24 protein-coding genes and 1 pseudogene are annotated in these 24899 nt (G+C 72.0%); 16 read left to right on the top strand and 9 right to left on the bottom strand.

From position 1 onward, the window contains the following. Positions 1-2 precede the first annotated feature (2 nt). A complete protein-coding gene (locus K8W59_RS13155) occupies positions 3-1049 on the bottom strand; it encodes a zinc-dependent dehydrogenase (protein ID WP_223394582.1) in 1047 nt (348 codons plus the stop codon). Positions 1050-1236: 187 nt separating this feature from the next. Between K8W59_RS13155 and K8W59_RS13150 the strand changes: the two genes are divergently transcribed. Further along, positions 1237-3279, top strand: a complete 2043-nt coding sequence (locus K8W59_RS13150; protein WP_223394580.1) for a PTS mannitol transporter subunit IICBA — start codon at positions 1237-1239, stop codon at positions 3277-3279. Between the two features lie 34 nt (positions 3280-3313). Here K8W59_RS13150 and K8W59_RS13145 read toward each other — a convergent pair whose 3' ends face one another. After that, positions 3314-4726 (bottom strand): HNH endonuclease, encoded by a 1413-nt coding sequence (locus K8W59_RS13145; RefSeq protein WP_223394578.1) that lies wholly within the window; start codon positions 4724-4726, stop codon positions 3314-3316. A gap of 176 nt (positions 4727-4902) precedes the next feature. On the opposite strand from K8W59_RS13145, the gene K8W59_RS13140 reads away from it, so the two are divergent. Continuing rightward, positions 4903-5340, top strand: coding sequence for an adenylyltransferase/cytidyltransferase family protein (locus K8W59_RS13140; RefSeq protein ID WP_223394576.1), 438 nt, complete (start codon positions 4903-4905; stop codon positions 5338-5340). 53 nt (positions 5341-5393) lie between these two features. Here K8W59_RS13140 and K8W59_RS13135 read toward each other — a convergent pair whose 3' ends face one another. Together K8W59_RS13135 and K8W59_RS13130 are read right to left on the bottom strand one after the other, a co-directional pair. Continuing rightward, positions 5394-7523, bottom strand: a complete 2130-nt coding sequence (locus tag K8W59_RS13135; RefSeq protein ID WP_223394574.1) for a molybdopterin-dependent oxidoreductase — start codon at positions 7521-7523, stop codon at positions 5394-5396. Between the two features lie 14 nt (positions 7524-7537). After that, the gene (locus K8W59_RS13130) at positions 7538-8476 is read right to left on the bottom strand and encodes a TauD/TfdA dioxygenase family protein (protein ID WP_223394572.1); all 939 of its coding nucleotides are present in this window, start codon (positions 8474-8476) and stop codon (positions 7538-7540) included. Between the two features lie 160 nt (positions 8477-8636). Between K8W59_RS13130 and K8W59_RS13125 the strand changes: the two genes are divergently transcribed. The 7 genes and pseudogenes from K8W59_RS13125 (at position 8637) to K8W59_RS13095 (ending at position 16397) form a co-directional block, all read left to right on the top strand. Beyond that, a complete protein-coding gene (locus tag K8W59_RS13125; protein WP_223394570.1) occupies positions 8637-9806 on the top strand; it encodes an ROK family transcriptional regulator in 1170 nt (389 codons plus the stop codon). 68 nt (positions 9807-9874) lie between these two features. Then, positions 9875-10204: a PadR family transcriptional regulator gene (locus K8W59_RS13120; RefSeq protein ID WP_223394569.1), complete on the top strand. Its 330-nt coding sequence runs from the start codon at positions 9875-9877 to the stop codon at positions 10202-10204. Then, positions 10201-11196: a hypothetical protein gene (locus tag K8W59_RS13115; RefSeq protein WP_223394567.1), complete on the top strand. Its 996-nt coding sequence runs from the start codon at positions 10201-10203 to the stop codon at positions 11194-11196. Before K8W59_RS13120 ends, K8W59_RS13115 begins: the two co-directional genes overlap by 4 nt. Positions 11197-11306: 110 nt before the next feature. Further along, positions 11307-11582: a 30S ribosomal protein S15 gene (gene rpsO, locus K8W59_RS13110; RefSeq protein ID WP_223394565.1), complete on the top strand. Its 276-nt coding sequence runs from the start codon at positions 11307-11309 to the stop codon at positions 11580-11582. Positions 11583-11848: 266 nt separating this feature from the next. Further along, the gene (locus tag K8W59_RS13105; RefSeq protein WP_223394563.1) at positions 11849-14086 is read left to right on the top strand and encodes a polyribonucleotide nucleotidyltransferase; all 2238 of its coding nucleotides are present in this window, start codon (positions 11849-11851) and stop codon (positions 14084-14086) included. Continuing rightward, entirely contained in the window at positions 14083-15447 is a 1365-nt protein-coding gene (locus K8W59_RS13100) for a M16 family metallopeptidase (RefSeq protein ID WP_223394561.1), read from the top strand. The genes K8W59_RS13105 and K8W59_RS13100 overlap by 4 nt, the downstream gene beginning before the upstream one ends. A gap of 46 nt (positions 15448-15493) precedes the next feature. Next, positions 15494-16397, top strand: a pseudogene (locus K8W59_RS13095) (IS5 family transposase). A 26-nt stretch (positions 16398-16423) separates the two neighbouring features. On the opposite strand, the gene K8W59_RS13090 reads toward K8W59_RS13095, so the two are convergent. Next, positions 16424-16939 carry a class I SAM-dependent methyltransferase gene (locus K8W59_RS13090; protein WP_223394559.1) on the bottom strand — a complete coding sequence of 172 codons (516 nt, stop codon included), beginning with the start codon at positions 16937-16939 and terminating at the stop codon, positions 16424-16426. 78 nt (positions 16940-17017) lie between these two features. On the opposite strand from K8W59_RS13090, the gene dapB reads away from it, so the two are divergent. Further along, positions 17018-17797, top strand: coding sequence for a 4-hydroxy-tetrahydrodipicolinate reductase (gene dapB / locus K8W59_RS13085; RefSeq protein WP_223394557.1), 780 nt, complete (start codon positions 17018-17020; stop codon positions 17795-17797). A gap of 9 nt (positions 17798-17806) precedes the next feature. Here dapB and K8W59_RS13080 read toward each other — a convergent pair whose 3' ends face one another. The 3 genes from K8W59_RS13080 to K8W59_RS13070 form a co-directional block, all read right to left on the bottom strand. Beyond that, entirely contained in the window at positions 17807-18841 is a 1035-nt protein-coding gene (locus K8W59_RS13080; RefSeq protein ID WP_223394556.1) for an AzlC family ABC transporter permease, read from the bottom strand. A gap of 9 nt (positions 18842-18850) precedes the next feature. Beyond that, the gene (locus tag K8W59_RS13075; RefSeq protein WP_223394554.1) at positions 18851-19054 is read right to left on the bottom strand and encodes an OapA N-terminal domain-containing protein; all 204 of its coding nucleotides are present in this window, start codon (positions 19052-19054) and stop codon (positions 18851-18853) included. A gap of 76 nt (positions 19055-19130) precedes the next feature. Next, complete coding sequence (locus K8W59_RS13070) at positions 19131-19691, bottom strand: GNAT family N-acetyltransferase (RefSeq protein WP_223394552.1); 561 nt, start codon at positions 19689-19691, stop codon at positions 19131-19133. Between the two features lie 83 nt (positions 19692-19774). Between K8W59_RS13070 and paaA the strand changes: the two genes are divergently transcribed. From paaA to K8W59_RS13045, 5 genes are read left to right on the top strand one after another with little or no spacing between them, the layout of a single operon-like run. After that, a complete protein-coding gene (gene paaA, locus K8W59_RS13065; RefSeq protein ID WP_223394550.1) occupies positions 19775-20782 on the top strand; it encodes a 1,2-phenylacetyl-CoA epoxidase subunit PaaA in 1008 nt (335 codons plus the stop codon). Then, positions 20779-21066 (top strand): 1,2-phenylacetyl-CoA epoxidase subunit PaaB, encoded by a 288-nt coding sequence (gene paaB / locus K8W59_RS13060; RefSeq protein ID WP_223394548.1) that lies wholly within the window; start codon positions 20779-20781, stop codon positions 21064-21066. The genes paaA and paaB overlap by 4 nt, the downstream gene beginning before the upstream one ends. Further along, positions 21063-21824 (top strand): 1,2-phenylacetyl-CoA epoxidase subunit PaaC, encoded by a 762-nt coding sequence (gene paaC / locus K8W59_RS13055; protein WP_223394546.1) that lies wholly within the window; start codon positions 21063-21065, stop codon positions 21822-21824. The genes paaB and paaC overlap by 4 nt, the downstream gene beginning before the upstream one ends. A 2-nt stretch (positions 21825-21826) precedes the next feature. Continuing rightward, positions 21827-22306, top strand: coding sequence for a 1,2-phenylacetyl-CoA epoxidase subunit PaaD (paaD, locus tag K8W59_RS13050; RefSeq protein ID WP_223394535.1), 480 nt, complete (start codon positions 21827-21829; stop codon positions 22304-22306). Continuing rightward, positions 22306-23376 carry a 2Fe-2S iron-sulfur cluster-binding protein gene (locus K8W59_RS13045; protein ID WP_223394528.1) on the top strand — a complete coding sequence of 357 codons (1071 nt, stop codon included), beginning with the start codon at positions 22306-22308 and terminating at the stop codon, positions 23374-23376. The genes paaD and K8W59_RS13045 overlap by 1 nt, the downstream gene beginning before the upstream one ends. Before the next feature lie 7 nt (positions 23377-23383). Here the strand turns inward: K8W59_RS13045 and K8W59_RS13040 are convergent, their stop codons facing one another. Continuing rightward, the gene (locus K8W59_RS13040) at positions 23384-23977 is read right to left on the bottom strand and encodes a DUF3043 domain-containing protein (protein WP_223394526.1); all 594 of its coding nucleotides are present in this window, start codon (positions 23975-23977) and stop codon (positions 23384-23386) included. 136 nt (positions 23978-24113) lie between these two features. Here K8W59_RS13040 and K8W59_RS13035 point away from each other — a divergent pair, with 136 nt between their 5' ends. Continuing rightward, positions 24114-24893, top strand: coding sequence for a PspA/IM30 family protein (locus tag K8W59_RS13035; protein ID WP_223394517.1), 780 nt, complete (start codon positions 24114-24116; stop codon positions 24891-24893). The last annotated feature ends 6 nt before the right edge of the window (positions 24894-24899 follow it).

Below are 24899 nucleotides of genomic sequence, written 5' to 3'. Positions count from 1 at the left end.
CCTCAGGGCTCGACGGTCACCTTGATCGCCTCGCCGGCCTGGACGATGCGGAACGCCTCCAGGGCCTGCTCGAGCGGGAGGTGGCGGGTGATCAGGTCCTTGACCGGGACCTGGCCGGTGGAGATGTACTCCAGCGCCCGCTTGTTGTGGTCGGGCGAGGAGCCGTTGGCGCCGTGGATGTGCAGCTGGCGGTAGTGCACGACGTTGGAGTCGAGCTGGATCACCGGGTCGTTCTTGGGCAGGCCGCCGAAGAACGAGATCCGGCCCTGGCGCGCGGCCATCGCGACGGCCTGCTCCTGGGTGACGTTGGCCGGGGTGGCGGTGATGATGACGTCCGCGCCGCGACCGCCGGTCAGCTCCATCACCTTCGCGACCAAGTCCTCCTTCGCGGAGTTGATCACGTGGTCGGGCTGAACGGCCTCGGCGGACATCTGCAGCCGCTCGTCGTTGATGTCGACCAGGACGACCGGGCCGACCTTGTGCACGCCGCGGGCGATCCGGATGTGCATGCAGCCGATCGGGCCGGCGCCGAAGACGACGGTGAAGTCGCCCTCCTCGATGCCGAGCTGCTCCTGGGCGTTGATCGCGCACGCGAACGGCTCGGCGGCCGAGGCCTCGTCGAAGCCCACGTTGTCGGGGATCCGGTTCAAGCCGTCGACCTTGAGCACCTGGTGCGGCACGATCATGTACTCGGCGAACCCGCCGTCGTACTGGTAGCCGACCGAGGTCTGGTTCTCGCAGACCTCCATCCAGCCCTTCTTGCACTCGTGACACTCCCCACAGGGGACGGCCGCGATGCACTGGACCCGGTCGCCGACCTGGAACCCGCCCAGCGCGTCCTCGCCGACCTCGACCACCTCGCCGGCGATCTCGTGGCCCATGGTCGTCTCGCCGGTGATGTTGACGTGGCCGTTGTGGAAGATCTTCACGTCCGTGCCGCACGTCGAGCAGTTGCGGACCCGGATCTTGACCTCGTCCCGGCCGGTCTCGGGCTCGGGGACGTCGACCAGCCGGACGTCCTCGGGGGCGTAGAAGCGCAGTGCCTTCATTCGATTCCTCCTGGGCCTGGACGGCCCGCTCGGCCGTGCCTGTCCGGGCCACGCTAACGGGCGATTCCGGGAAAAGCCACAGAGTCGGGCATGAATTTCTGCCCGAATGCTTGGCAAACGCCCCGCTTTGGGTCAGACTGCGGAGAACGAGGCGTGACGGGCGTCACGCAGAGCTGGAGGACCACCCATGACGACCACCACCGAGACCGCCGGATCGAGCGGCACCAGCAGCCGCGGCGGCGCCCGGGTGCACGTGCAGAAGTTCGGCACCTTCCTGTCGAACATGATCATGCCGAACATCCCGGCCCTGATCGCGTGGGGACTGCTCACCGCGCTCTTCATCCCCGACGGCTGGCTGCCGAACGCCGACCTGGCGACGCTGGTCGGGCCGACGATCCACTACCTGCTGCCGATCCTGATCGCGGCGACCGGTGGCCGGATGGTGCACGGCGACCGGGGCGCCGTGGTGGGCGCGTTCGCGGTCATGGGCGCGATCGCCGGCTCGGACCTGCTGATCGCGAACTTCAACGCCGAGGCGCTGCAGGAGTGGCTGGCCGCCGGCAACGCGGAGGAGGACTTCGCTGAGCTCGGCCAGGTGCACATGTTCATCGGCGCGATGATCCTCGGCCCGCTGGCGGCGTGGGTGATGAAGCGGCTGGACGCCCTGTGGGACGGCAAGATCCGGCCCGGCTTCGAGATGCTCGTCAACATGTTCTCGGCCGGCATCACGGCCTTCGTCATGGCGATCTTCGGCTTCTGGGTGGTCGCGCCGGTCGTCAACTGGATCATGGACGTGCTCGGCAACATGGTCGAGCTGCTGGTGGACAACAACCTGCTGCCGCTCACCTCGCTGGTGATCGAGCCCGCCAAGGTCTTCTTCCTCAACAACGCGATCAACCACGGCGTACTCACCCCCCTGGGCATCGCGGAGGCGTCCGAGCAGGGCAAGTCCGTGCTGTTCCTGCTGGAGGCCAACCCCGGCCCCGGCCTGGGTCTGCTGCTCGCGTTCTCGGTCTTCGGCAGTGGTCTGGCCAAGGCCTCGGCGCCCGGTGCGGCGATCATCCACTTCTTCGGCGGCATCCACGAGATCTACTTCCCCTATGTGCTGATGAAGCCGAAGCTGATCATCGCGATGATCGCCGGCGGCATGACCGGCGTGTTCGTCAACGTCCTCTTCGACACCGGCCTGCGGGCCCCTGCCGCCCCGGGCTCGATCTTCGCGATCTACGCCCAGACCGCCCGGGACTCCTACCTCGGCGTGACGCTCGCGGTCCTCGCGTCGGCGGCGGTGACCTTCGCGATCGCCGGGTTCCTGCTGAAGATCGACAAGTCCGACGAGGGCGACCTGGGTGCCGCCACGGCGTCGATGGAGGCGATGAAGGGCAAGAAGTCGGTGGCCTCCGGAGCGCTCGTCGGGGACACCACGCCGGCCGAGGTGGGCACGATCAAGAGCATCGTGTTCGCCTGCGACGCGGGCATGGGCTCCTCGGCGATGGGTGCCTCGGTGCTCCGCCGCAAGGTGCAGGACGCCGGCTTCACCGACGTGACCGTGGTGAACAAGGCGATCTCCAACCTCACCGACGACTACGACCTGGTGGTCTCCCACCAGGACCTCACCGACCGGGCGCGCCAGCGCACCGGGTCCGCCGTCCACGTCTCGGTCGACAACTTCATGGGCAGCCCGAAGTACGACGAGATCGTGGACCTGCTGGAGCAGACCAACACCGAGGGTGGGTCCGCCGAGCCCGCCGGCACCGCCGCTCCGGCCGAGGCTGAGGCCGACGTCGACGAGGGGTCAGGCGACGTGCTGGCCGCCGAGTCGATCGTGCTCGGCGGCACCGCCGGCACCCGGGACGACGCGATCACCGAGGCCGGCGAGCTGCTGGTGGCCGCGGGTGCGGTGGAGCCGGCGTACGTCGACGCCATGCACGAGCGCGAGCAGTCGGTGTCTACGCACATGGGCAACCTGCTGGCGATCCCGCACGGGACGAACGAGGCGAAGGACAGCATCCGTCGTACTGCGCTGTCCTACGTCCACTACCCCGACGGGATCGACTGGAACGGCAAGCAGGCGGAGTTCGTGATCGGTGTCGCCGGCGCGGGCAAGGACCACCTGAAGCTGCTCGCCAAGATCGCCGCGGTGTTCACCGACTCCGAGCAGGTGGAGCGGCTGCGGGCCGCCACCACCCCGGACGAGGTGCTGGCCGTCCTGGACAGCGTCCGCGCCTGAGCGGTGCGGGCGCTCGCCCCGGGCCGGATCGTCCTCAGCCGGTGAGCGCGTAGTCGATCCGCAGCGGTCGTGGATCGGTGCGGGGGCCCAGGGGTGGCGGTCTGGTGGTGTAGCTGTGCCCGGTGGGCAGGGTGGTGCGGAGCGCGTGCCCGTCCTCCGGGCCGCCGAGGGCCGGGCCGGCGCTCCAGCCCGGTGCCTGCTTGGCGTAGTTGCAGGCCTCGCACGTGCCCTGGCCGTTGTCCTGGCTGGTGGCGCCGCCGAGCCCGTGATCGACCGCATGGTCGACGTGTCGGATGGCTGCGTCGCACCAGGGCGTGCGGCAGATGCGGTCCCGAAGCCGGATGAAGCGCGACAGACTTCCCCGGAAGCGGCGAGTGCGGGCATCGGCGGCGATCAGCTCGCCGGTGGTCGGGTGGGTGAAGAGGCGTCGTACCCACACGAACTCGTCGCGGGTCAGGGTGCCGGTGACGATCTCCCGGGCGAGCTCAGCGGGGATGGGGCCGTAGCCGTCGAGGTGGGCGGGCTCGTCGCTGCCGGCGAAGAGCGCGCGGTCCGTCATCACCAAGCCGAGCTGGACCCCGGGCGAGGCGGTGCTCTCCTGGTCGTCCCCCTCGGCGGCCGCGACGTCGGGTGCCGGGTGTGAGGTGACGGACTGCACCAGCGCGTCGGCCATCACCTGGCCGCGGGTCCGCGGGTCGCCGGACGAGGTGGCCGTGTCGGCGGCGCGGGACAGAGTGGCCCACACGCTCACGCCCTCGGCGACGGGCAGTAGGGCGCTCAACCAGACCATCGTGTCGGGGGCCGGCCGGATCGAGACCCGTCGGTCGGCCTCGGCGTTGCGTCGGCGTGCCACGACCGCGGCCGGATCGGCCTGCTCGGCCAGGGAGCGGACAAGCCCGGCGAGCTCCTGATCGCCGCGACCCTCCAGCTGGTCGGGGTCCTCGGCGATCATGGCGTCCACCGCCTGCCGTTCGGGAAGCGACAGGCAGGACGTCTCGCGGGCGATGATCGTCGCCTTCCACTCGGTGATGCGCCCCGCGCGCCACGCCGCCCAGGTGTGGGGGAGCTCGCGCTGGATGATCGTCGCCAGACCGAGATGCCGGCTGCCGCGATGGGGCGACTCCCGCCGCGCGTGCGCGACCTGGGCGCCGATGCCCTGGCCGTGTCTGTCGGCCGGCACGCCGTGGGCCTCGCGCTCGGCGCGCATCTGGATGTCCAACTCGGCGGAGAGCGAGGCCTGCGCCGCCGAGACCACGCAGGAGAGCTCCTCGAGAGCGCGGATCGCATCCACCAGCTCGGGCGCGTTCAGGCCGCTGCCGCCGGGGTCGTCGTTCGACGCCGTCACCGCGGTCGAGAGATCCGCGGCCCACGCTCCGACCGCATCCGCCCGCAACCGCTCACCCGGCGTGCCGGCCGGGCTGAGGAGGCTGACGAGCGGTTCGATCATGCGTTTGATTCTACTCCCCATGCCCATGGTGACCATCCGTCTTTGGTCCCTGTGGAGAGCACTCTGGCACTCGTCGCCGACAGTTCTCAGCGGGCGACTGAGGCGTGCAGGGGAGCATCGGAGCTGGGCCTCTCCGACTCGACCAGAGGCATCTCGGTTCGGCAGGATGCGTGACCGTGAACGATTTCCGCCCCCGTTCCGGCAGTCGGCGGGTCTACGTCGACATGGTGGGCGACCTCTTCCACGCTGGGCATGTCGAGCTGCTGCGAGCTGCCCGGGCTCACGGAGGCCGGCTGATCGTCGGGGTGCTGTCGGATGAGGTGGCTACGACGTACAAGCGCCGGCCCATCATGAGCCTGTCTGAGCGCGTGGCCGTCATCGAGGCGTGCCGGTATGTCGACGAGGTCATTCCGGACGCGCCGCTCCGGATCGACGAGGAGTTCGTCGTGGCTCATCGGATCGATGTCGTCGTCCACGGAGACGACCTGACCCCGGAGGCCGCGGAGGCCGTCTATGGCGACGTGATCGACCGCTTGGAGTACGTCGCGCGCACGAGCGGGCTCTCCACCACGGCCGTCATCCGCCGCGTCGTCGACCGGCGAGCGCAGGACTGACGGGCTCGGCCAGGACACGCCGACTCGGGGTGAACAAGCGCCGACTCGGGGAGCTACGCCTGCACCGTCACGGGGACGCCGTTGAGGACCGCGTTGCCGGAGGAGTCCAGACGGGCGGGGTCGGTGAGGTCGTTGGGGGAGACGCCGGGGACCTGGGTGGCGATCCCGAGGAGTACGCCGTCGCGCTGGTGGCCGTAGCCGTGGGGGAGCGAGACCACGCCCGGCATCATGTCCTCGCTGGCCGCCGCCTCGACGCGGACCGAGCCGACCCGGGAGGTCACGGTGACCTCGTCGCCGTCGGAGAGCCCGCGCGCGGCCAGGTCGTCGGGGTGGACCAGCAGCCGGTGGCGCGCCCGGCCACGGGTCAGCCGGCCGGCGTTGTGCAGCCAGGAGTTGCAGTCGCGCTGGTGGCGCCGTCCGATCAGCACCAGCTCGTCGGGCGAGGGGAGGGGGACGGAGTCCAGCCGAACGAGGTCGGCCAGCACCAGGGGCGGCGCGAGGTCCACCAGCCCGTCGCGGGTCTGCAGGCGCGAGGAGAGCAGGCCCGGACGCAGCGCTCCCAGGTCGACGCCCTCGGGTCGCTCGCGCAGGGTGCGCATCGTCAACCCGGACCCCCGGCGCAGCAGGGCCCGGACCATCACCGTGGGACTGGTGCGCATCCGCGCCTCCAGCAGGACGCGGCGGCGACCGCGCAGGCGCGCCCGCCGGGCCAGCCCGAGCGCGAGGTCGCGGAAGATCTGCCAGTCGTGCCGCTGATGGTCCGCGCGGGGGAGGACGGCGGGGGTGAAGCGCGCGGTGTTCCGCACCGCCAGGGCGTGGAAGACCAGGTCGTAGTGGTCCCGCTCCAGCGCCGTCGTCGGGGGCAGGATCACGTCGGCGTGCCGGGTCGTCTCGTTGACGTAGATGTCGACCGCGGCCATGAAGTCCAGCCCCTCGACCGCCCGCTCGAGCCGCGCGCCGTCGGGAGTGGAGAGCACCGGGTTGCCGGCCACCGTGAGCAGCGCCCGCACCTGGCCTTCGCCCGGGGTGTCGATCTCCTCGGCCAGCGCGGAGACCGGCAGCTCGCCCAGCGCCTCGGGCAGCCCGCGCACCCGGCTGCGCCACTTGTCCCAGTGGCCGCGCGAGATCATCCCCGAGCCCACCACGTCGATCGCCGGCGAGGTGAACATCGCCCCGCCGACCCGGTCCAGATTCCCGGTGAGCGCATTGAGCAGGTTCACCGCCCATACGCCGACCGAGCCGAAGGCGCCGGTGGAGACCCCCATCCGGGAGTAGACGACGGCGCGGTCCGCCGCGGCGAGCTCGCGTGCCAGGCGACGGACGTCGGCGGCGGGGAGCCCGCTCATCCGCTCCGCTCGCTCCGCCGTGAAGGGCTCGAGGGCGGCCGCGAGGTCGTCGTACCCCCGCGAGAGCTCCGGCGGCACCGCGACCCCGTCGTCGATCAGCGTCCGGACCATGGCGAGCAGCACGAACGCGTCCGACCCGGGGCGGACGAAGTGGTGCTCGTCGGCGGCCTCGGCGGTCTCGGTGCGCCGCGGGTCCAGCACCACCATCCGCCCGCCGCGGGCCTGCAGCGCGCGCAGCCGCGCGGGGAAGTCCGGCACCGTCATCAGCGAGCCGTTGGAGGCCATCGGGTTGCCGCCGACGACCAGGAAGTACGACGTCCGGTCCAGGTCCGGGATCGGCAGGAGCAGCTGGTGGCCGAACATCCAGTGCGCCACCAGCTGGTGGGGGAGCTGGTCCACGCTCGTCGCGCTGAACCGGTTGCGCGTGCCGAGCGCCTTCACCAGCGCGGTGCCGTGGGTCATCGCGCCGAGCGAGTGCACGTTCGGGTTGCCGAGATAGACGGCCACCGCGTCGTCGCCGTACCGCTCCCGCGTGCGCGCCAGCCCGTCCACGACGAGCCCGACCGCCTCGTCCCAGCCGATCTCCTCCCAGCGGGCGTCGGCGCCCTCGCCGACGCGACGGACCGGACGGGTGAGCCGGTCCGGGTCGCTCGTGACGTCCGCGATCGCGACGCCCTTGGGGCAGATGTGCCCGCGGGAGAGCGGGTCGTCGGGGTTGCCGCGCACGCCGGTGACGGCGGTCCCGGACGGCCCGTGGGTGAGGGTCAGGGTGAGCCCGCAGATCGCCTCGCACAGGTTGCACACGCCCAGGCGCGTCTCGGTGGAGGTCGGGCTCACCCCGCCATCTTCCCTCAGCTGATCAGCTTGTCGATGTCGACATACCCCCCGGAGTCGCCGGAGATGACCTCGCTGCGCCGGCCGTCGATCGAGACGGGGACGTCGCCGGCGACGGTGATCCGGCGCATCTCCCGAGGCTCGGTGTCGAAGTCCGCGACCGCGTAGTGCTGGGTCGCGCGGTTGTCCCACATCGCCACGTCGCCGGGCTTCCAGGTCCAGCGGATGGTGTTCTCCAGCCGGGTGACCCGGTCCTGCAGGAGCTTGAAGACGGCCACGGACTCGGAGTCGTTGAGCCCGTCGAAGCCCTTGACGAAGTTGCCGAGCACCAGCGTCCGCTCACCGGTCTCCGGGTGCACCCGCACCACCGGGTGCCGGGTCTCGAAGATCTTCGAGGCGAAGTCGTCGCGGGTGAAGTTCGCGTCCGGCTGCTCGTTCTCCTCATCGCGCTGGGCATAGTCGTAGCTGTTGGTGTGCACCGCCCACAGGCTCTCCACCAGCGCCTTCAGCGGCGCGGGGAGGCGGTCGTAGGCGGCGGCGGTGTTCGCCCAGACGGTGTTGCCGCCGTACGGCGGGATGGTGACGCCGCGCAGGACGCTGATCGCGGGCACCCGGTCGACGAAGGTCACGTCGGTGTGCCAGGCGTTGGCGGCCATCCCCTTGTTGGCGGTCAGCGTGAGCACGTGGGCGTTGCCGGTGTTGACCGTGGGGTGGGCGGTGGTGAGCGGGCCGAGCCGCTCGGCGAAGGCGCGGTGGCCGGCGTCGTCGAGGTGCTGCTGCCCGCGGAAGAACACCACCTTGTGCCGCAGCAGCGCGGCGCGGATCCGCTCGATGACGGCGTCGTCGAGGTCATCGCCGAGGCGGACGCCGTCGATCTGCGCGCCGATCCGGCCGCCGAGCTGCTGCACGCGTACGGCGTCCGCGGTGGTCTCCTCGTACTCCAGCTGCAGGGTCATGGCGGTCCTCTCTCCGGGGAAGTCGTCCTGCCACGGTGCCGCCCGCCGCCGGTGCTGCCAATGCTTCGGATCGCGGTGAACCGAAGCCCGCCGTGCCTGCCGGACACGCGGCCGGTGGACGCTGCGCGAAGTTAGTCAAGTAAGTCAGTAGACTTTGACCATGTCTCACCACCACCGGATCACCCTGAGCCGTGGACGGTTCGCCAGCCCCGCGAGCCGGGTGATCGAGCAGACCCGCGCGCTGGGCCCGGTCTCCCGCGACGAGCTGGCCCGCACCACCGGCCTGAGCCTGCCCACCGTCAACCGCTCGGTGAGCGCGCTGCTGCGGGCCGGCCTGCTGCGCGAGCGCCCCGACGCCGCCCCGGTCGGGGTGACCGGCCGTCCGCGGACGCCGGTGGAGGTGGACCCCACCCGCTTCGCGACGCTCGGCTTCCACCTCGGCCGCGGCGTGGCCAGCGTGGCGGTCGGGGACCTGCGCGGCCGGGTGGTCTGCGAGCGCACGGTGCCGCAGCCGCTGGACGGCCCGCCCGACCTCGAGCAGCTGGCCGCCCTCTCGGCCGAGCTGCTGGGCGGCCAGCCCGGCCGGGTCCCCCTGGTGGCCGGACTCGTCGCGCCATGGGCCGACCTCGACCTGGACCGCTCCGAGACCAGCGCGCGGCTGCACGATGTACTCGGCCTGGACGTCATCACCGCCGACCACGTCCCCGCCGTCGCCGCCACCGAGTTCCTCCACCGCCGCCACGGCACCGGGGGAGTGACGCTCTACGTCTACGCCCGCAACACCGTCGGCTTCGCGGTGGCCGTCGACCACGGCTCGGACACCGACGTCTCCCGCAGTGGCAGCCTCACCCACTTCCCGACGTTCCCGACTGCCGAGCCGGAGGGCTGCGTCTGCGGGCGCACCGGGTGCCTGGGCGCGGCGTACTCCGACCACGCCGTGGCCCGGCGCGCCAGCGCCGCGGGGATCGTCCCGGTCGGCGCCCCGGTCGAGCAGGTGGTCGACGCCGCCCGGCTCGGGTCGCTGCCCGCCCACGAGCTGCTCGAGCAGCGAGCGCGGGCGCTGGGCGCGGTCGCGGCCATCGTCCGCGACATGACCGCCCCGCACCGGGTCGTCCTGGTGGGGCAGGGGTTCACGGGCTACGACCCCTCCCTGACCACCGTCCTGTCGGCGTTCGAGGAGCAGACCGCCCTCGGGTCGGCCGACGTCTCGTTCACCCGGTTCGGCGCCGGCATCCAGGCGACCACGGCGTGCACGGTCGCGCTGGGTCCGGTGTACGACGACCCGGTGGGTCTGGCACCCACCTCGGGCACGGGGTCGCGGATCGCCTGAGGCGGCCGACACGCCGGAAGGTGGCGTGTCATCGGCGCTACTGCGCGATGCGGAGTACTGTGCCGTGCATGGACACCACGCAGCTCCTCAAGGGAGTGCTCGACCTCGCCGTGCTGGCGGTGGTCGACGACGAGGACGGCTACGGCTACGACGTCGTGCGCCGCCTGCGTGCCGCCGGGCTCGACGACGTCGGCGACGCCTCGGTCTACGGCACCCTGCGCCGGCTCTACGCCGCCGGCGCGCTGACCTCCTATGTCATGCCCTCCGAGGAGGGACCGCACAGGAAGTACTACGGCATCACCCCGGCCGGCCGCGCCCAGCTCAAGCAGCAGCGCGATGACTGGCACGACTTCTCGACGGTCGTCACCCGACTGCTGGACACGGAGGTTCCCGCATGACGAACACGCAGGGGCTGCGGGCGCGGCCCGAGGTCTCCCGATTCGTGGCCGCCGTCGCGGCCCATCTGGCGGACCTCCCGCCGGAGGACGCCGAGGAGCTCCTGGCCGGCCTGGAGGCCGACCTGGACGAGCAGGTCGCCGAGCACGGCGGGGGTGTGCTCGGCGACCCGGCCGCCTATGCCGCGGAGCTGCGGGCCGCGGCCGGCCTGCCGCCGGAGGGGCGCGCCCGTCGCAGACGCGGGCTCGCGGTCCGGATGGACGCCCTGCGAGCCGGCTGGGACGACCTGGCCGAGCGGCCGGCCATGGCGGCCGTCTGGCCCGTGATCGCGGCGCTTCGCCCCGTCTGGTGGGTGGTGCGCGCGTGGGTGGCCGTCGTGCTCGTGGCCCGGCTGCTGCCGGGCTGGTCGACCAGGGGCCTGCTGCTGGTGCCGGGAGTGGAGCCGTTCGTGGGCTTCGCCCTGCTCGGGCTGGCCGTGGTGGGCAGCGTCCTGGTCGGCCTCGGGCGCCTCTGGCCGGGCGCCGCTCCCGCCGGGAGCCGAGGCCCGCTGGCTCGCGTGCTGCTCGTGCTCCTCAACGCCTTCGCCTTGGTGATGGTCCCCTTCGCCACGGAGGCGGCGCAGAGGCAGAGCCTGGACAGCAGTGCGCGGATCCTGGGCTACGACTTCACCGACCCGCTGAGGGCCACCCGGGGGTACGGCGTGGTCAACCGGGGCCGGCAGGTCTGCAACGTGCAGGCGTACGACGCCCAGGGCCGCCCGCTGGTCGGGATCCAGCTCTTCGACCAGGCCGGTCGCCCGATGGACGTCGCCGACTACTGTGCCCGCGGACGGGTGGTCCTCCTCCCTTGGCTGCTGGGCGACGTCGCTCGCCGCAACGTCTTCCCGCTCGCCGAGCGCGGACCGGGGCAGGAGGCGGCGCTCCCGGAGCCGGCCGAGGCCCGCGTCCCGGCCGTGACGTCGCCTGTGGATTTACCGCAGCGACCGCGCCGCTGATAGCCTCTCCAGGTTGCTCATTCGCCGTATGCAATCGGCCGCGGAACCAGAGTGCCCGGGTGAACAGGCCCCGGCGCGCCGCGCAACGAGACACCGGAAGGAGCCCCCGCATGGCTGTAGGAACCGACGCGGAGACCAAGAAGAAGATCATCGCCGAGTACGCCACCACCGAGGGCGACACCGGTTCGCCCGAGGTGCAGGTCGCGCTGCTCAGCCACCGCATCGCCCACCTCACCGAGCACCTCAAGCAGCACAAGCACGACCACCACAGCCGTCGTGGCCTGCTGCTGCTCGTGGGCCAGCGCCGTCGTCTGCTCAACTACCTGCAGAAGACCGACATCGAGCGCTACCGCTCGTTGGTCGAGCGCCTCGGCCTGCGTCGCTGACTTCGTGGAGCGGCTCCCCGCACGGGGGGCCGCTCCCGTCACATCCGGGCGCTATCGTCGTCTCGGACCCACAACTGAACATCCACATCCCAGGAGCGACCCGCGCAACCTTCGGCCCGGTCCTCGGTAGTGGCCTTCGGGATCTCGAGAAGCAGGAGGATCCCGCGGGCCTCGATCGAAGACCGGCCTGGTCCCGAGCGGGGACCAGAGTTTGCTGCCGGGCGTTCGCGGATCGCTCCGCGACCAAGAAAGCAGGGCTCCACTACATGAGTGAACCCACCATCTCCGCTGTCGAGACCGTTCTCGACAACGGCACCTTCGGCCAGCGCAAGGTCAAGTTCGAGACCGGCCTCCTGGCCCGTCAGGCCGCCGGCTCCGTGACGGCGTACCTCGACGACGACACCATGCTGCTCTCGGCCACGACGGCCTCCAAGCAGCCCAAGGACCACTTCGACTTCTTCCCGCTGACGGTCGACGTCGAGGAGCGGATGTACGCGATCGGGCAGATCCCCGGCTCGTTCTTCCGCTCCGAGGGTCGCCCGGGCGAGGACGCGATCCTCACCTGCCGGCTGATCGACCGCCCCCTGCGCCCGACCTTCAAGAAGGGCCTGCGCAACGAGGTCCAGGTCGTCATCACCGTGCTGGCGCTGGACCAGAACATGCCCTACGACGTGCTGGCGATCAACGCCGCGTCGATGTCCACCCAGCTGTCCGGCCTGCCGTTCTCCGGCCCGATCGGCGGCGTGCGGATGGCGCTGATCGACGGCCAGTGGGTCGCGTTCCCGACCCACGAGCAGCTCGAGTCGGCCGTCTTCGACATGGTCGTGGCCGGCCGGGTGACCGAGACCGGCGACGTCGCGATCATGATGGTCGAGGCCGAGGCCACCGAGCAGACCGTCGAGCTGGTCCGCGGTGGCCAGCAGGCCCCGACCGAGGAGGTCGTGGCGGGCGGCCTGGACGCCGCCAAGCCGTTCATCAAGCAGCTGGTCGAGGCCCAGCAGCAGCTCGCCGCCGAGGCCGCCAAGCCGGTCGAGGAGTTCCCGGTCTTCCTGGAGTTCGAGGACGACGTCTACAACGCCGTCGAGTCCTCCGCGAAGGACGACACCGCGTCCGCCCTCACCATCGCCGGCAAGCAGGAGCGCGAGGAGCGCCTCGACGAGATCAAGGCCGGGCTGGTCGAGCGGCACGCCGCCGACTTCGAGGGTCGGGAGAAGGAGATCGGCGCCGCGTTCCGCGCGCTGACCAAGTCGCTGGTGCGCGACCGCGTGCTGCGCGAGAAGGTCCGTATCGACGGCCGCGGCCTGGCCGACATCCGTCCGCTGCACGCCGAGGTCGGCGTGCTCCCGCGGGTGCACGGCTCGGCGCTGTTCGAGCGCGGCGAGACCCAGATCCTGGGTGTCACCACGCTGGACATGCTGAAGATGGAGCAGCAGCTGGACACGCTCTCCCCGGAGAAGCACCGCCGCTACATGCACAAGTACGTCTTCCCGCCGTTCTCCACCGGTGAGACCGGCCGGGTCGGCTCGCCCAAGCGCCGCGAGGTCGGCCACGGCGCGCTCGCCCGCCGGGCGCTGCTGCCGGTGCTGCCGGACCGCGAGGAGTTCCCCTACGCGATCCGCCAGCTGTCGGAGGCGATGGGCTCCAACGGCTCCACCTCGATGGGCTCGGTCTGCGCCTCGACGCTGTCGCTGCTGCAGGCCGGCGTGCCCCTCAAGGCGCCGGTGGCCGGCATCGCGATGGGCCTCATCTCCGGCGAGGTCGACGGCAAGACCGAGTACGTCGCGCTGACCGACATCCTCGGCGCCGAGGACGCCTTCGGCGACATGGACTTCAAGGTCGCCGGCACCCGTGAGTTCGTCACCGCGCTCCAGCTCGACACCAAGCTCGACGGCATCCCCGCCGAGGTGCTCGGCCAGGCGCTCACCCAGGCCCGCGACGCCCGGATGACGATCCTGGACGTGATGGCCGAGGCGATCGACGCTCCGGAGGAGATGTCGATGCACGCGCCGCGGATCATCACCGTGATGGTGCCCGTCGACAAGATCGGCGAGGTCATCGGCCCCAAGGGCAAGGTGATCAACCAGATCCAGGACGACACGGGCGCGAGCGTCTCGATCGAGGACGACGGCACCGTCTACATCGGCGCCACCAGCGGCGAGGCCGCCGAGGCCGCCAAGGCCGCCGTCAACGCGATCGCCAACCCGACGATGCCCGAGGTCGGCGAGCGCTACCTCGGCACCGTGGTCAAGACGACGAACTTCGGTGCGTTCGTCTCGCTGCTGCCCGGCAAGGACGGCCTGCTGCACATCAGCAAGCTGCGCGCCCTGGCCAGCGGCAAGCGGGTCGAGGCCGTCGAGGACGTCGTCTCCGTGGGCCAGAAGGTCCAGGTCGAGATCGCCGAGATCGACGACCGCGGCAAGCTGTCGCTGGTCCCGGTGGTCGAGGAGTCCGAGACCTCGGAGGCCTCCGATGAGGCTCCCGCGGAGGTCACGGAGGCGCAGTGACCGCGAGATCCACCCGCGTTCCGGCCGGCCAGCAGACCTCTGCTGGCCGGCCGGCCGCTTCCCGGCCGGGTCGCCGTACCCGCGTCGTGCACACCACCCGCGACGCCGACGGCCGGGTCACCTCCCGGGTCCGCCGTAGCGTGCTGCCCAGCGGCCTGCGGATCGTCACCGAGGAGATGGCCGGGGTCCGCTCCGCGTCGGTCGGCGTGTGGGCCGGTGTGGGCTCCCGGCACGAGAGCGGCGCGCTGCACGGCTGCTCGCACTTCCTCGAGCACCTGCTCTTCAAGGGCACGCACACGCGCAGCGCCCTGGACATCTCCGTCGCCCTGGACCAGGTCGGCGGGGAGTTCAACGCGTTCACCGCGAAGGACTACACCTGCTTCCACGCCCGCACGCTGGACGAGGACCTGCCGGTCGCCATCGACGTGCTCGGCGACATGGTCACCGCCTCGGTGCTGGCCGAGCCCGACGTCGAGGCCGAGCGCCAGGTGATCCTCGACGAGATCGCCATGCACGACGACGACCCCGACGACGTCGTGCACAACCTGTTCGCCCTGCAGGCGTGGGGCGACTCGCCGCTGGGCCGTCCGATCGCCGGCACCACCGCCTCGATCGAGGCGCTCACCCGCGACCAGGTGCACCGCTTCTGGCAGCGCCACTACCGCCCGGAGACCCTGGTGGTCTCCGTCGCCGGCAACATCGACCATGCCGCCGTGGTCCGGCAGGTCGCCGCGGCCTTCGACCGCGACGGCTTCCTGGACGGTACGGCGGAGCCCGCGACCGTCCCGCAGCGGCTGGACGCGCGCCGCGTCCGCCCGGGGACGGCGACCGCCCACCGCCCCTTCGAGCAGGTCAACCTGGTCCTCGGCGGCCGCGGCCTGACCCGCACCGACCCGCGCCGCTTCGCGCTGGGCGTGCTCAGCACGGCCCTCGGCGGGAGCACGTCCTCCCGGCTCTTCCAGGAGGTCCGGGAGCGGCGCGGCCTGGCCTACTCGGTCTACTCCTTCACCGGACAGCACGCCGATGCCGGCCTGCTGGGCGTGGCCGCGGGCTGCCTCCCGGCGCGGCAGGACGCCCTGCTCGACGTCGTGCGCCACGAGCTCGCCTCCGTCGCGGCCGACGGGCTGACCCCCGAGGAGGTCGAGCGCGGCCAGGGCCAGCTGCGCGGCGGCCTGGTGCTCGGCCTGGAGGACTCCGGCTCGCGGATGTTCCGCCTCGGCAAGGCCGAGCTCTTCGGCACCGAGCTGCTCACCCTGGACGAGATCCTGCACCGGATCGACGCCGTCACCGTGGACGAGGTCGGCGAGCTCGCGGGCGAGCTGCTGGGCGGTGGCGAGGTGCTGGCGCTCGTCGGGCCCTAGGGCGTGTCTCCCAAAGAACGCGGGGTCGAGCCGGGATTGTTGACGCATGTCGCGTTCTGCGGTGCTGACTGACGCTCAGTGGGCTCGGATCGAGCCGTTGATGCCCTCCTCGGACGGCCAGCGGGGTCGGCCGTTTCGCGATCACCGACAGGTGATCGAGGGCATCGTCTACCGGTTCCGGACCGGGGTGGCGTGGCGGGACCTGCCCGAGTCCTTCGGCCCGTGGCAGACGATCTGGAAGCGCCACAAGCGGTTCAGCACCGACGGAACGTGGGACAAGGTACATGCCCGGCTGGTCGCCGAAGCCGACGCCGCCGGGCAGGTCGAGTGGGACGTGTCGGTGGACTCCACGATCAACCGGGCGCACCAGCACGCCACCACGTTGAGCCGCATCGAGGTGCCAGCCGGGCGCCGCACGGGGGGCTGAGTCGAACTACAAGGACCTGCGTGCCGAGCCCCCTGACCACGCGCTCGGTCGCTCCCGCGGCGGGATGTCGACCAAGATCCACCAACTCGTCGATGGGCAGGGCCGCCCGCTGGTCATCGCGCTCACGCCCGGCCAGGCCGGCGACTCCCCGATGCTCAAGCCACTCCTGTCGCACCTGGCCGTCAAGCGCCTCGGTCCGGGGCGGCCGCGCACTCGCCCGGACGCCGTGCTCGGCGACAAGGCCTACTCATCCCGCGCGATCCGCGCCGAGCTGCGATCCCGCCGAGTCAGGGCGGTCATCCCGCAGCCTTCGGACCAGATCGCCCACCGCAAACGGCGCGGATCGGCCGGCGGTCGTCCGCCCTCATTCGACGCCGTGACCTACAGGGGGCGCAACGTCATCGAGCGGTCCTTCAACGACCACAAGCAATGGCGCGGCCTGGCCACCCGCTACGACAAGCTCGCGGTGGTCTATCGAGGAGGCGTCGTCCTACGCGCCATCACCATCTGGCTTCGCGAATAGGGAGACACGCCCTAGAGCCGAGGGCCTCAGCGGCGGCCGATGAGGCCGACGACCGGTGGGGCCTTCTGCTCCACGACCGAGACCCGGAAGCCCTGGTCGGTCAGCGCCTTGGACGCCTTGCCCACCATCGTCGGCACCAGCTCGGGACGGTTGGCCTCCCAGAACAGGTAGACCGCCCCGCCGGGCAGCAGCCGCTCGTGCAGCAGCGCGATCTCGTCGGCGGCGTCGCGCACCCAGAACAGGTTCACGTTGAAGGCGAAGACCTTGTTCAGCCGTTTGACCGGCACCCGCAGGGTGGCGAGGTCGATCTGGCGGACGGTGAGCCGCCCGGCGTCGACGTACTTCTGACACCGCCGCTTGGTGCGGTCCACGCCGGACTCGGAGCGGTCGATGGCGAACAGCTTCCCGGTCTCCAGCCGGGAGCAGATCAGCTCGGCGCCGGCCCCGGGACCGCACCCGATCTCCAGGATGCTGTCGCCCGGCTGGACGTCCATCAGGTCGACGGCCCAACGGATCCTGGGCGGGATCGGCGACGCTCGCATGGGACAAGAGTGCCACCTCGCCCGACACCCGTCAGGCACCGGTCCGTCCGGAGCGTGCCGCGCACTACGCTCGGTGGCGTGAGCGAGGAGCAGCAGGAGAGCACCGAGCAGGTACGCCGCGTGGGCGTCCTGGGCGCCCGCGGCAAGGTCGGCAGCGAGGTCTGTCGCGCCGTTGAGGCTGCCGACGACCTGGAGCTGGTGGCCGAGGTGGACCAGGGCGACGACCCGCGGCTGCTGGTGGAGAGCGGCGCCCAGGCGGTCGTGGACTTCACCCACCCCGACGTGGTCATGGACAACCTCGAGCTGTGCGTGCGCGAGGGGATCCATGCGGTGGTCGGCACCACCGGCTGGACCGACGAGCGGCTCGCGACCCTGGAGGGGTGGCTCGCCGACAGTCCAGGCACCGGCGTGCTGATCGCCCCCAACTTCTCCATCGGGGCGATCCTGATGATGCGCTTCGCGCAGATCGCGGCCCCGTTCTATGAGTCGGCCGAGGTGGTCGAGCTGCACCACCCGGACAAGGCGGACGCCCCGTCGGGCACGGCGCGGCGTACGGCGCAGCTCATCGCGGCCGCCCGCCGCGAGGCGGGCTCGGCGCCGATGCCGGACGCCACGTCCACCGCGCTCGAGGGCTCCCGTGGGGCCGACGTCGACGGAGTCCGGGTGCACGGGCTGCGGCTGCGCGGCCTGGTCGCCCACCAGGAGGTGCTCTTCGGCGGGCTGGGGGAGACGCTGACCATCCGGCACGACTCGATGGACCGGGCCTCCTTCACCCCCGGCGTGCTGACCGGGCTGCGCCGGATCGCCGAGCACCCCGGCCTCACCGTGGGGCTGGAGCACTTCCTCGACCTGGACTGAGAGCCCGGCTCAGAGCAGCCGCAGCAGCGCCGCCAGCACCGCGGCGCCGACCACCACGACGAGGAACGGCGCGCGCAGCAGCAGCGCCACGAACGCGAAGCCCAGCGCCGCCGCCCGTGCGTCCAGCACCAGTCGCTGGTCGGTGACGAAGACCTGCACCGCGATCAGCGCCGCGAGCAGCGCGACCGGCATCAGGTCGGCGATCCGCTCGACCACCGGCCGCTCGAGCACCCGCGAGGGCACCGAGAGGCCGGCGAGCTTGAGCAGGTAGCAGCCGACGCCGGCCAGCACGACCGCGGTCCACATCAGGGCAGTCCTCCTGTGGTCGGGCTCGTCGGTGGGTACGTCGGTCGAGTCGCCGCCCCGGCTGAGCAGCCCGGCGATCAGCGCGACGCCGCCCGCGGCCAGCACCGGCACGCCGGCAGGCACCACGCCGGCGATCGCGAGCGCGAGCGCGGCCGCGAGCACGGCGACCATCCGGTTGCGCCGGTCGGTCAGCCGCGGCCAGAGCAGGGCCAGGAACGCCGCGCCGACCGCGGCGTCCAGGCCGTAGGTGCGGGGGTCGCCGATCAGGTCGCCGGCGACCGCGCCGAGGAAGGTGAAGAGGTTCCACAGCACGAAGATGGACAGCCCGGTGGTGAGGAACCCGGTGCGGGCGGCGCGCCGGGAGTCCCGGGTGACCCCCATCGCCGTCGACTCGTCGATCAGCACCTGGGCGGCACCGATCCTCGCTGCGCCGCGGAAGCCGAGGAGCGGCGCCATCCGCAGCCCGTAGAGCGTGTTCCGGGTGCCGAGCAGCAGCGCGGTCGTGGCGGCCGACACCGAGCTCCCGCCCGAGGCGACCACGCCGACGAAGGCGAACTGCGAGGCGCCGGTGAACATCAGCAGCGACAGCACGCAGGTCTGCCACACGCTCAGACCCGAGGCGACCGAGATCGCGCCGAAGCCGGTGCCGTAGGCGCCGGTGGCCAGCCCGACCGCGAGCGAGTCCCGGACGATGGCGCGGCGCTCGGCCGGCCAGGCGGCGGGGGCGGCATCGGACACCGCCCGAGCCTAGCGGCCGGTGGGCCTCCGCTCCTGGCGCCCGTGCAGCAGCGCCCACGCGACCAGGGAGCCCAGCAGAACCCCCACGATCGGGCCGACGACGGTCAGCACCGTCGGGGACTGGTAGGCGAGGATCCAACAGATCCCGACGAAGACGACCAGCGAGCCGGCGACGATCAGCGCGCGATGGATGGGTGGCAGTGGTCCGAACATCGGCAGATCCCCTCCCTGCGATGGTGCTCCCAGTCTCCCCGGGTGGAGCAGGAAATCAAGGCCGTCCGGTCCGTGGTCACTCGGGGTCGACGAGCGCGGTGTGCAGCCGCACCTGACGCACCACGGTGTCGCCGGAGCCGTCGAGGTCCAGCTCGCGGTGCGCGCCGTCGGGCGCCCAGCCGGCCTCGGTGAGGAAGCCGCGCAGGGCGTCGTCGGTGCTGGTCACCCAGGTGACCGCGCGGGTGAACCGGTCGGCGACCAGGGTGTCCACGCCCGCCTGCAACAGCCGGGAGCCGTGCCCGAGCCCGCGCTTGCCGGGGTCGACGGTGATCTCGGAGAGCTCGCCGTCGGCGACCGGGTCGCAGTCGGGGTCGGCGCCGGGGGAGCAGAGCGCGAAGCCGACGACGGTGTTGTGCTCCAAGGCCACCAGCACCCGGTTGCGCGCGTCCGCCGGCCGGGTGAGGTGCTCGCGCCAGGCCGCGGCGACGGCGTCGGTGTCGAAGGAGTCCAGCACGTCGGCGGGCAGCAGGTCGGCGTACGACGCCCGCCAGGCGCGTCCCTGCACCTGGGCGATCGCGGGGGCGTCGTCGGCCCAGGCGACCCGGACGGAGACGTCGGCGGTGGGGCTGCTGCTCATGGCGGCAGTCTCCCAGCAGGCGCGGTGTTACACCCACGCGGCAGGGGTGCACACATCTGTCACATTGGGCTAGGCTGGCCCCGATGTACGGCAACGACTTCACCACCACCGGCGCGCCGCCGCTGGCCGACGACGAGACGCCGGAGTTCCGCGCTCTGGTCGGCGGCGAGGGGCGGGTCGAGCCGCGCGACGAGATGCCCGAGGGCTATCGCCGCACGCTGATCCGGCAGATGGCCCAGCACGCGCACTCGGAGATCATCGGGATGCAGCCGGAGGGCAACTGGATCAGTCGGGCGCCCAGCCTGCGCCGCAAGGCGATCCTGATGGCCAAGGTGCAGGACGAGGCCGGCCACGGCCTCTACCTCTACGCCGGGGCCGAGACGCTGGGCGTGGACCGGGCCGACCTGATCGACCAGCTGCACGACGGCCGGCAGAAGTACTCCTCGATCTTCAACTACCCGACCCTGACCTGGGCCGACGTCGGCGCGATCGGCTGGCTGGTCGACGGGGCGGCGATCACCAACCAGGTGCCGCTGTGCCGGTGCTCCTACGGGCCCTACGCCCGGGCGATGGTGCGGGTGTGCAAGGAGGAGTCCTTCCACCAGCGGCAGGGCTTCGAGATCCTGCACACGCTCTCCCACGGCACCCCCGAGCAGCACGCGATGGCCCAGGACGCGGTCGACCGCTACTGGTGGCCGAGCCTGATGATGTTCGGCCCCTCCGACAGCGGCGAGGCGTCCGGCCAGGGCCACACCGCGCAGTCCATGGCCTGGGGGATCAAGCGCTTCTCCAACGACGAGCTGCGCCAGCGCTTCATCGACATGACGGTGCCGCAGGCCGAGGCGCTCGGGCTCACCCTGCCCGACCCCGAGCTGCGGTGGAACGAGGAGCGCGGCCACTACGACCACGGCGAGATCGACTTCACCGAGCTCTTCGAGGTGATCAAGGGCCGCGGCCCGTGCAACGCCGAGCGGATGGCGCACAAGCGCCGCGCCCACGAGGAGGGCGCCTGGGTGCGCGAGGCCGCGTCGGCGTACGCCGCCAAGCAGGCCCGCCGCCTCGCCGAGACCGAGGAGGCCGCCACCGCATGAGCACGCCCACCACCCCGCTGTGGGAGGTCTTCGTCCGCTCCCGGCGCGGCCTGTCCCACGTGCACGTCGGCTCGCTGCACGCCGCCGACGCCGAGCTCGCGCTGCGCAACGCCCGCGACCTCTACACCCGGCGCAGCGAGGGCGTCTCGATCTGGGTGGTGCCCGCGGCCGAGGTGGTCGCCTCGAGCCCCGACGAGCGCGACTCCTTCTTCGACCCCGCGGGCGACAAGGTCTACCGCCACCCCACGTTCTACGACATCCCCGAGGGCGTGGAGCACCTGTGAGCCTCCCCGACGACCCCCGCGTGCGGCACGTCCTGGCGCTGGGCGACGACTCGCTGATCTCCGCGCAGCGGATGGGCTGGTGGGTCAGCCGCGCCCCCGAGCTGGAGGAGGACGTGGCCCTGGCCAACATCGGGCTGGACCAGCTCGGGCAGGCCCGGATGCTGCTCGGTCACGCCGGCGACCTCGAGGGCCGCGGCCGCACCGAGGACGACCTGGCCTACTGGCGCGACGAGCGGGACTTCACCAACGTGTGCCTGGTCGAGCGCGAGCAGACCGACTTCGGCGTGGCCATCGCCCGGCTGCTGCTCTTCGCGACCTGGCAGCACGAGCTGTGGACCGCCCTGCGCGGCAGCACCGACCCCACGCTGGCGGCGATCGCGGCGAAGGCGGTCAAGGAGGTCGACTACCACGTCGACCACGCCCGGCTGTGGACGCTGCGGCTGGGGGACGGCACCGAGGAGAGCCACCGCCGGATGCAGGCCGCGCTGGACGCCGAGTGGGGCTGGGCCGCCGAGCTCTTCGACGGCTCCCACCTCGGCTCCGGCCTGGTCGAGGACGGTACGGCGGTCGACCCGGCCACCCTGCGCGAGCCGGTGCTGCGCCGGGTCGGCGAGGTGCTGGAGCGCGCCACGCTGAGCGTGCCCGAGACGCCGCCCGCCGTCGCCCGCGGCCGCGAGGGCCGGCACACCGAGCAGATGGGCTACCTGCTCGCCGAGATGCAGCACCTCACCCGGTCGCACCCGGGGGCGACGTGGTGACCATGGAGCGGACGCACGCGTGGGCGCTGGCGGCCGGCGTACCCGACCCGGAGATCCCGGTCGTCACGATCGAGGACCTCGGGATCCTGCGCGACGTCACCGAGGACGACCAGGGCCGGGTGCACATCCGGATCACCCCGACCTACTCCGGCTGCCCGGCGATGGAGGCCATCCGGCAGGACCTGATCGACACCCTCACCGACGCGGGCTACCGCCGGGTGTGCGTGGAGTTCGTGCTGGCGCCCGCGTGGACCACCGACTGGATGACCGAGGAGGCGCGGGAGAAGCTCGAGGGCTACGGGATCGCCCCGCCCGGACCGCGGCCGGCCGACGACGTCGTACCCCTCACTCTCAGCGTGCGCTGCCCGCAGTGCGGCAGCCCCGACACCCGGGAGTCCAGCCGGTTCGGCTCGACCGCCTGCAAGTCGCTGTGGGTGTGCCAGGCGTGCAAGGAGCCGTTCGACCACTTCAAGGCCATCTGATGGCCGCCCGGCCCGAGGTGCATCCGCTCCGGATCGCCGCCATCGACCCGCTGACCGACGACGCGGTCGCCCTCACCCTGGACGTGCCCGAGGAGCTGCGCGAGCGCTATGCCTTCCGGCCCGGCCAGCACCTGACGCTCGTGGGGGAGGACGGCGTCCGCCGCTCCTACTCGCTGTGCGTCGCGCCGTCCACGGGCGTGTGGCGGATCGGGGTCAAGCAACTGCCGGGCGGCGCCTTCAGCGAGGGCGTGCTGCCCGGCCTGAAGGTGGGCGACGCCCTGCAGGTGATGACGCCGTCGGGCAGCTTCGGACCGGCGCCGGACCCGAACCGGGCGCGGCGGTACGTCGGCATCGCGGCCGGCTCCGGCATCACCCCGGTGCTCTCCATCGCGGGCGCCGTGCTGGAGACCGAGCCGCGCTCGCACGTCACCCTCGTGGTGGCGAACCGGACCCACCGCTCGGTGATGTTCCTGGACGAGATCGCCGCGCTGAAGGACGCCTTCCCTGACCGGGTGCAGGTGCTCCACGTGCTCTCCCGCGAGCAGCAGGACGTGGAGCTGCTCTCCGGCCGGCTGGACGCCGAGCGGCTGCGCCGGCTGATGCCGCTGATCGGCGACGCGGGCGAGGTGGACGACTGGTTCCTCTGCGGCCCGCAGGAGATGGTGCTCGCGCTGCGCGACGAGCTGGTCGCGCTCGGGGCGACCTCGGTGCACACCGAGCTCTTCCACGCCGAGCCCGTCGCGCGGCCGGCGCGGGCCCGGACCGAGGCGCTGGAAGGCGACCCGGAGGGGGCCGCGACGGTGCGGCTGCGGCTCGAGGGCCGCACCACCGAGCTGGCGCTGCCTCCCGACGGCCCGCCGGTCCTGGAGGCGGCGCTCGCCGTGCGCTCGGACCTGCCGTTCGCCTGCAAGGGCGGCGTGTGCGGCACCTGCCGGGCGCTGCTGGTGGAGGGCAGCGTCGAGATGGACGCCAACTGGGCGCTGGAGCCCGAGGAGGTCGAGGCGGGCTACGTCCTCACCTGCCAGTCCCACCCGACCTCGGCGCGGGTCGAGCTCGACTACGACGCCTGAGCGCGGCTCAGGTGTAGCGCTCGGGCAGCTTCTGGCCCATCTTCACCTGCGCCTTGGGCAGGCGCATGAACTTCATCTGCAGCGACCGGGTGACGGCGTAGGACGTCGTCCCCTTCAGCGGGGCGTCCGGGAAGCGCCGGGTCAGCTCGCGCCGCAGGCGGAAGCGCATGATCACCAGGTCGATGGCGACCAGCAGGAGCAGGGCGAGCAGGACCGCGTTGGCCCACCCGGCCGCGGCGGTGCTGCCGGTCCAGCCCAGCACCAGGTAGATCACCAGCAGCGGCAGCAGCAGCTCGACGTAGGAGAGCCGGACGTCGACGAAGTCCCGGATGAAGCGGCGCACCGGCCCCTTGTCCCGAGCCGGGAGGTTCTTGTCGTCGCCGGTCCGCATCGCCTCGCGGACCCGCTCGTTGGCCTTGGCCCGCTGCTCGCGACGGGCGGCCGCCTGCTCCTTGCGGGTGCGGGGAGCCTTGGCGCGGGCCTTGGCCGCGGCCTCGGCGTCGCGGCGCTTCGGGGTGGGGCGGCCCTTGCCGGTCACGCCCTCGTCCGCCGGGGTGGTGGACGTCTCGGGCTCTGGCTCGGGCTTCTGGCGGCGGAACACGCCCCGACACTATCCGGTGGGCACTGCCCACTGCTCGCCCCCACTTGGGTTTCGGCCTAGGGTGGAGGAGCACCAGCCGGCGGGGGAGCCGGCGCACCGAGAGCGTCGTGACGAGCGACGCGAGGAAAGGCCACCCATGAGTTTGTGGAAGCGCATGACGCTGATCTTCCGGTCCAAGGCGAACCGGGCCCTGGACCGGGCCGAGGACCCGCGCGAGACGCTCGACTACAGCTACCAGCGCCAGACCGAGCTGCTGCAGAAGGTACGCCGTGGCGTGGCCGACGTCGCGACCAGCCGCAAGCGCGTGGAGATCCAGATCAAGCAGCTGGAGTCGCAGTCGGACAAGCTGACCCAGCAGGCGCAGAAGGCCATCGACATGGACCGCGAGGACCTCGCCCGCGAGGCGCTGACCCGCAAGTCCGGCCTGACCTCCCAGATCAGCGACCTGCAGACCCAGCACGCCTCCCTCCAGGGCGAGGAGGAGAAGCTCGTCTTGGCCCAGCAGCGACTGCAGGCCAAGGTCGAGGCCTTCCGCACCCGCAAGGAGACGATCAAGGCGACCTACACCGCGGCCGAGGCGCAGACCAAGATCAACGACGCGGTCACCGGCATCGGCGACGAGATGGGCGACGTGGGCCAGGCGATCCAGCGGGCCGAGGACAAGACCGCGGCGATGCAGGCCCGGGCCGGCGCGGTGGACGAGCTGATCGCCTCCGGCGCGCTCGACGACGTGACCTCCCTCAACCGCGGCGACGACATCTCCCGTGAGCTGGAGTCGATGAGCTCCCAGTCCGACGTCGAGGCGGAGCTGGCGAGGATGAAGCAGAGCCACCAGATCGAGGCCGGCGGCAGCGGCGGCGACGCGATCGTCGAGTCCGAGCGTCAGAAGACGGTCGAGGACGGCGACAAGCCGTGACCGGCC

It is taken from the genome of Nocardioides rotundus (assembly GCF_019931675.1).
GTDB classification, from domain to species: domain Bacteria; phylum Actinomycetota; class Actinomycetes; order Propionibacteriales; family Nocardioidaceae; genus Nocardioides; species Nocardioides rotundus.
This window is presented reverse-complemented; position numbering and strand designations above follow the sequence as displayed.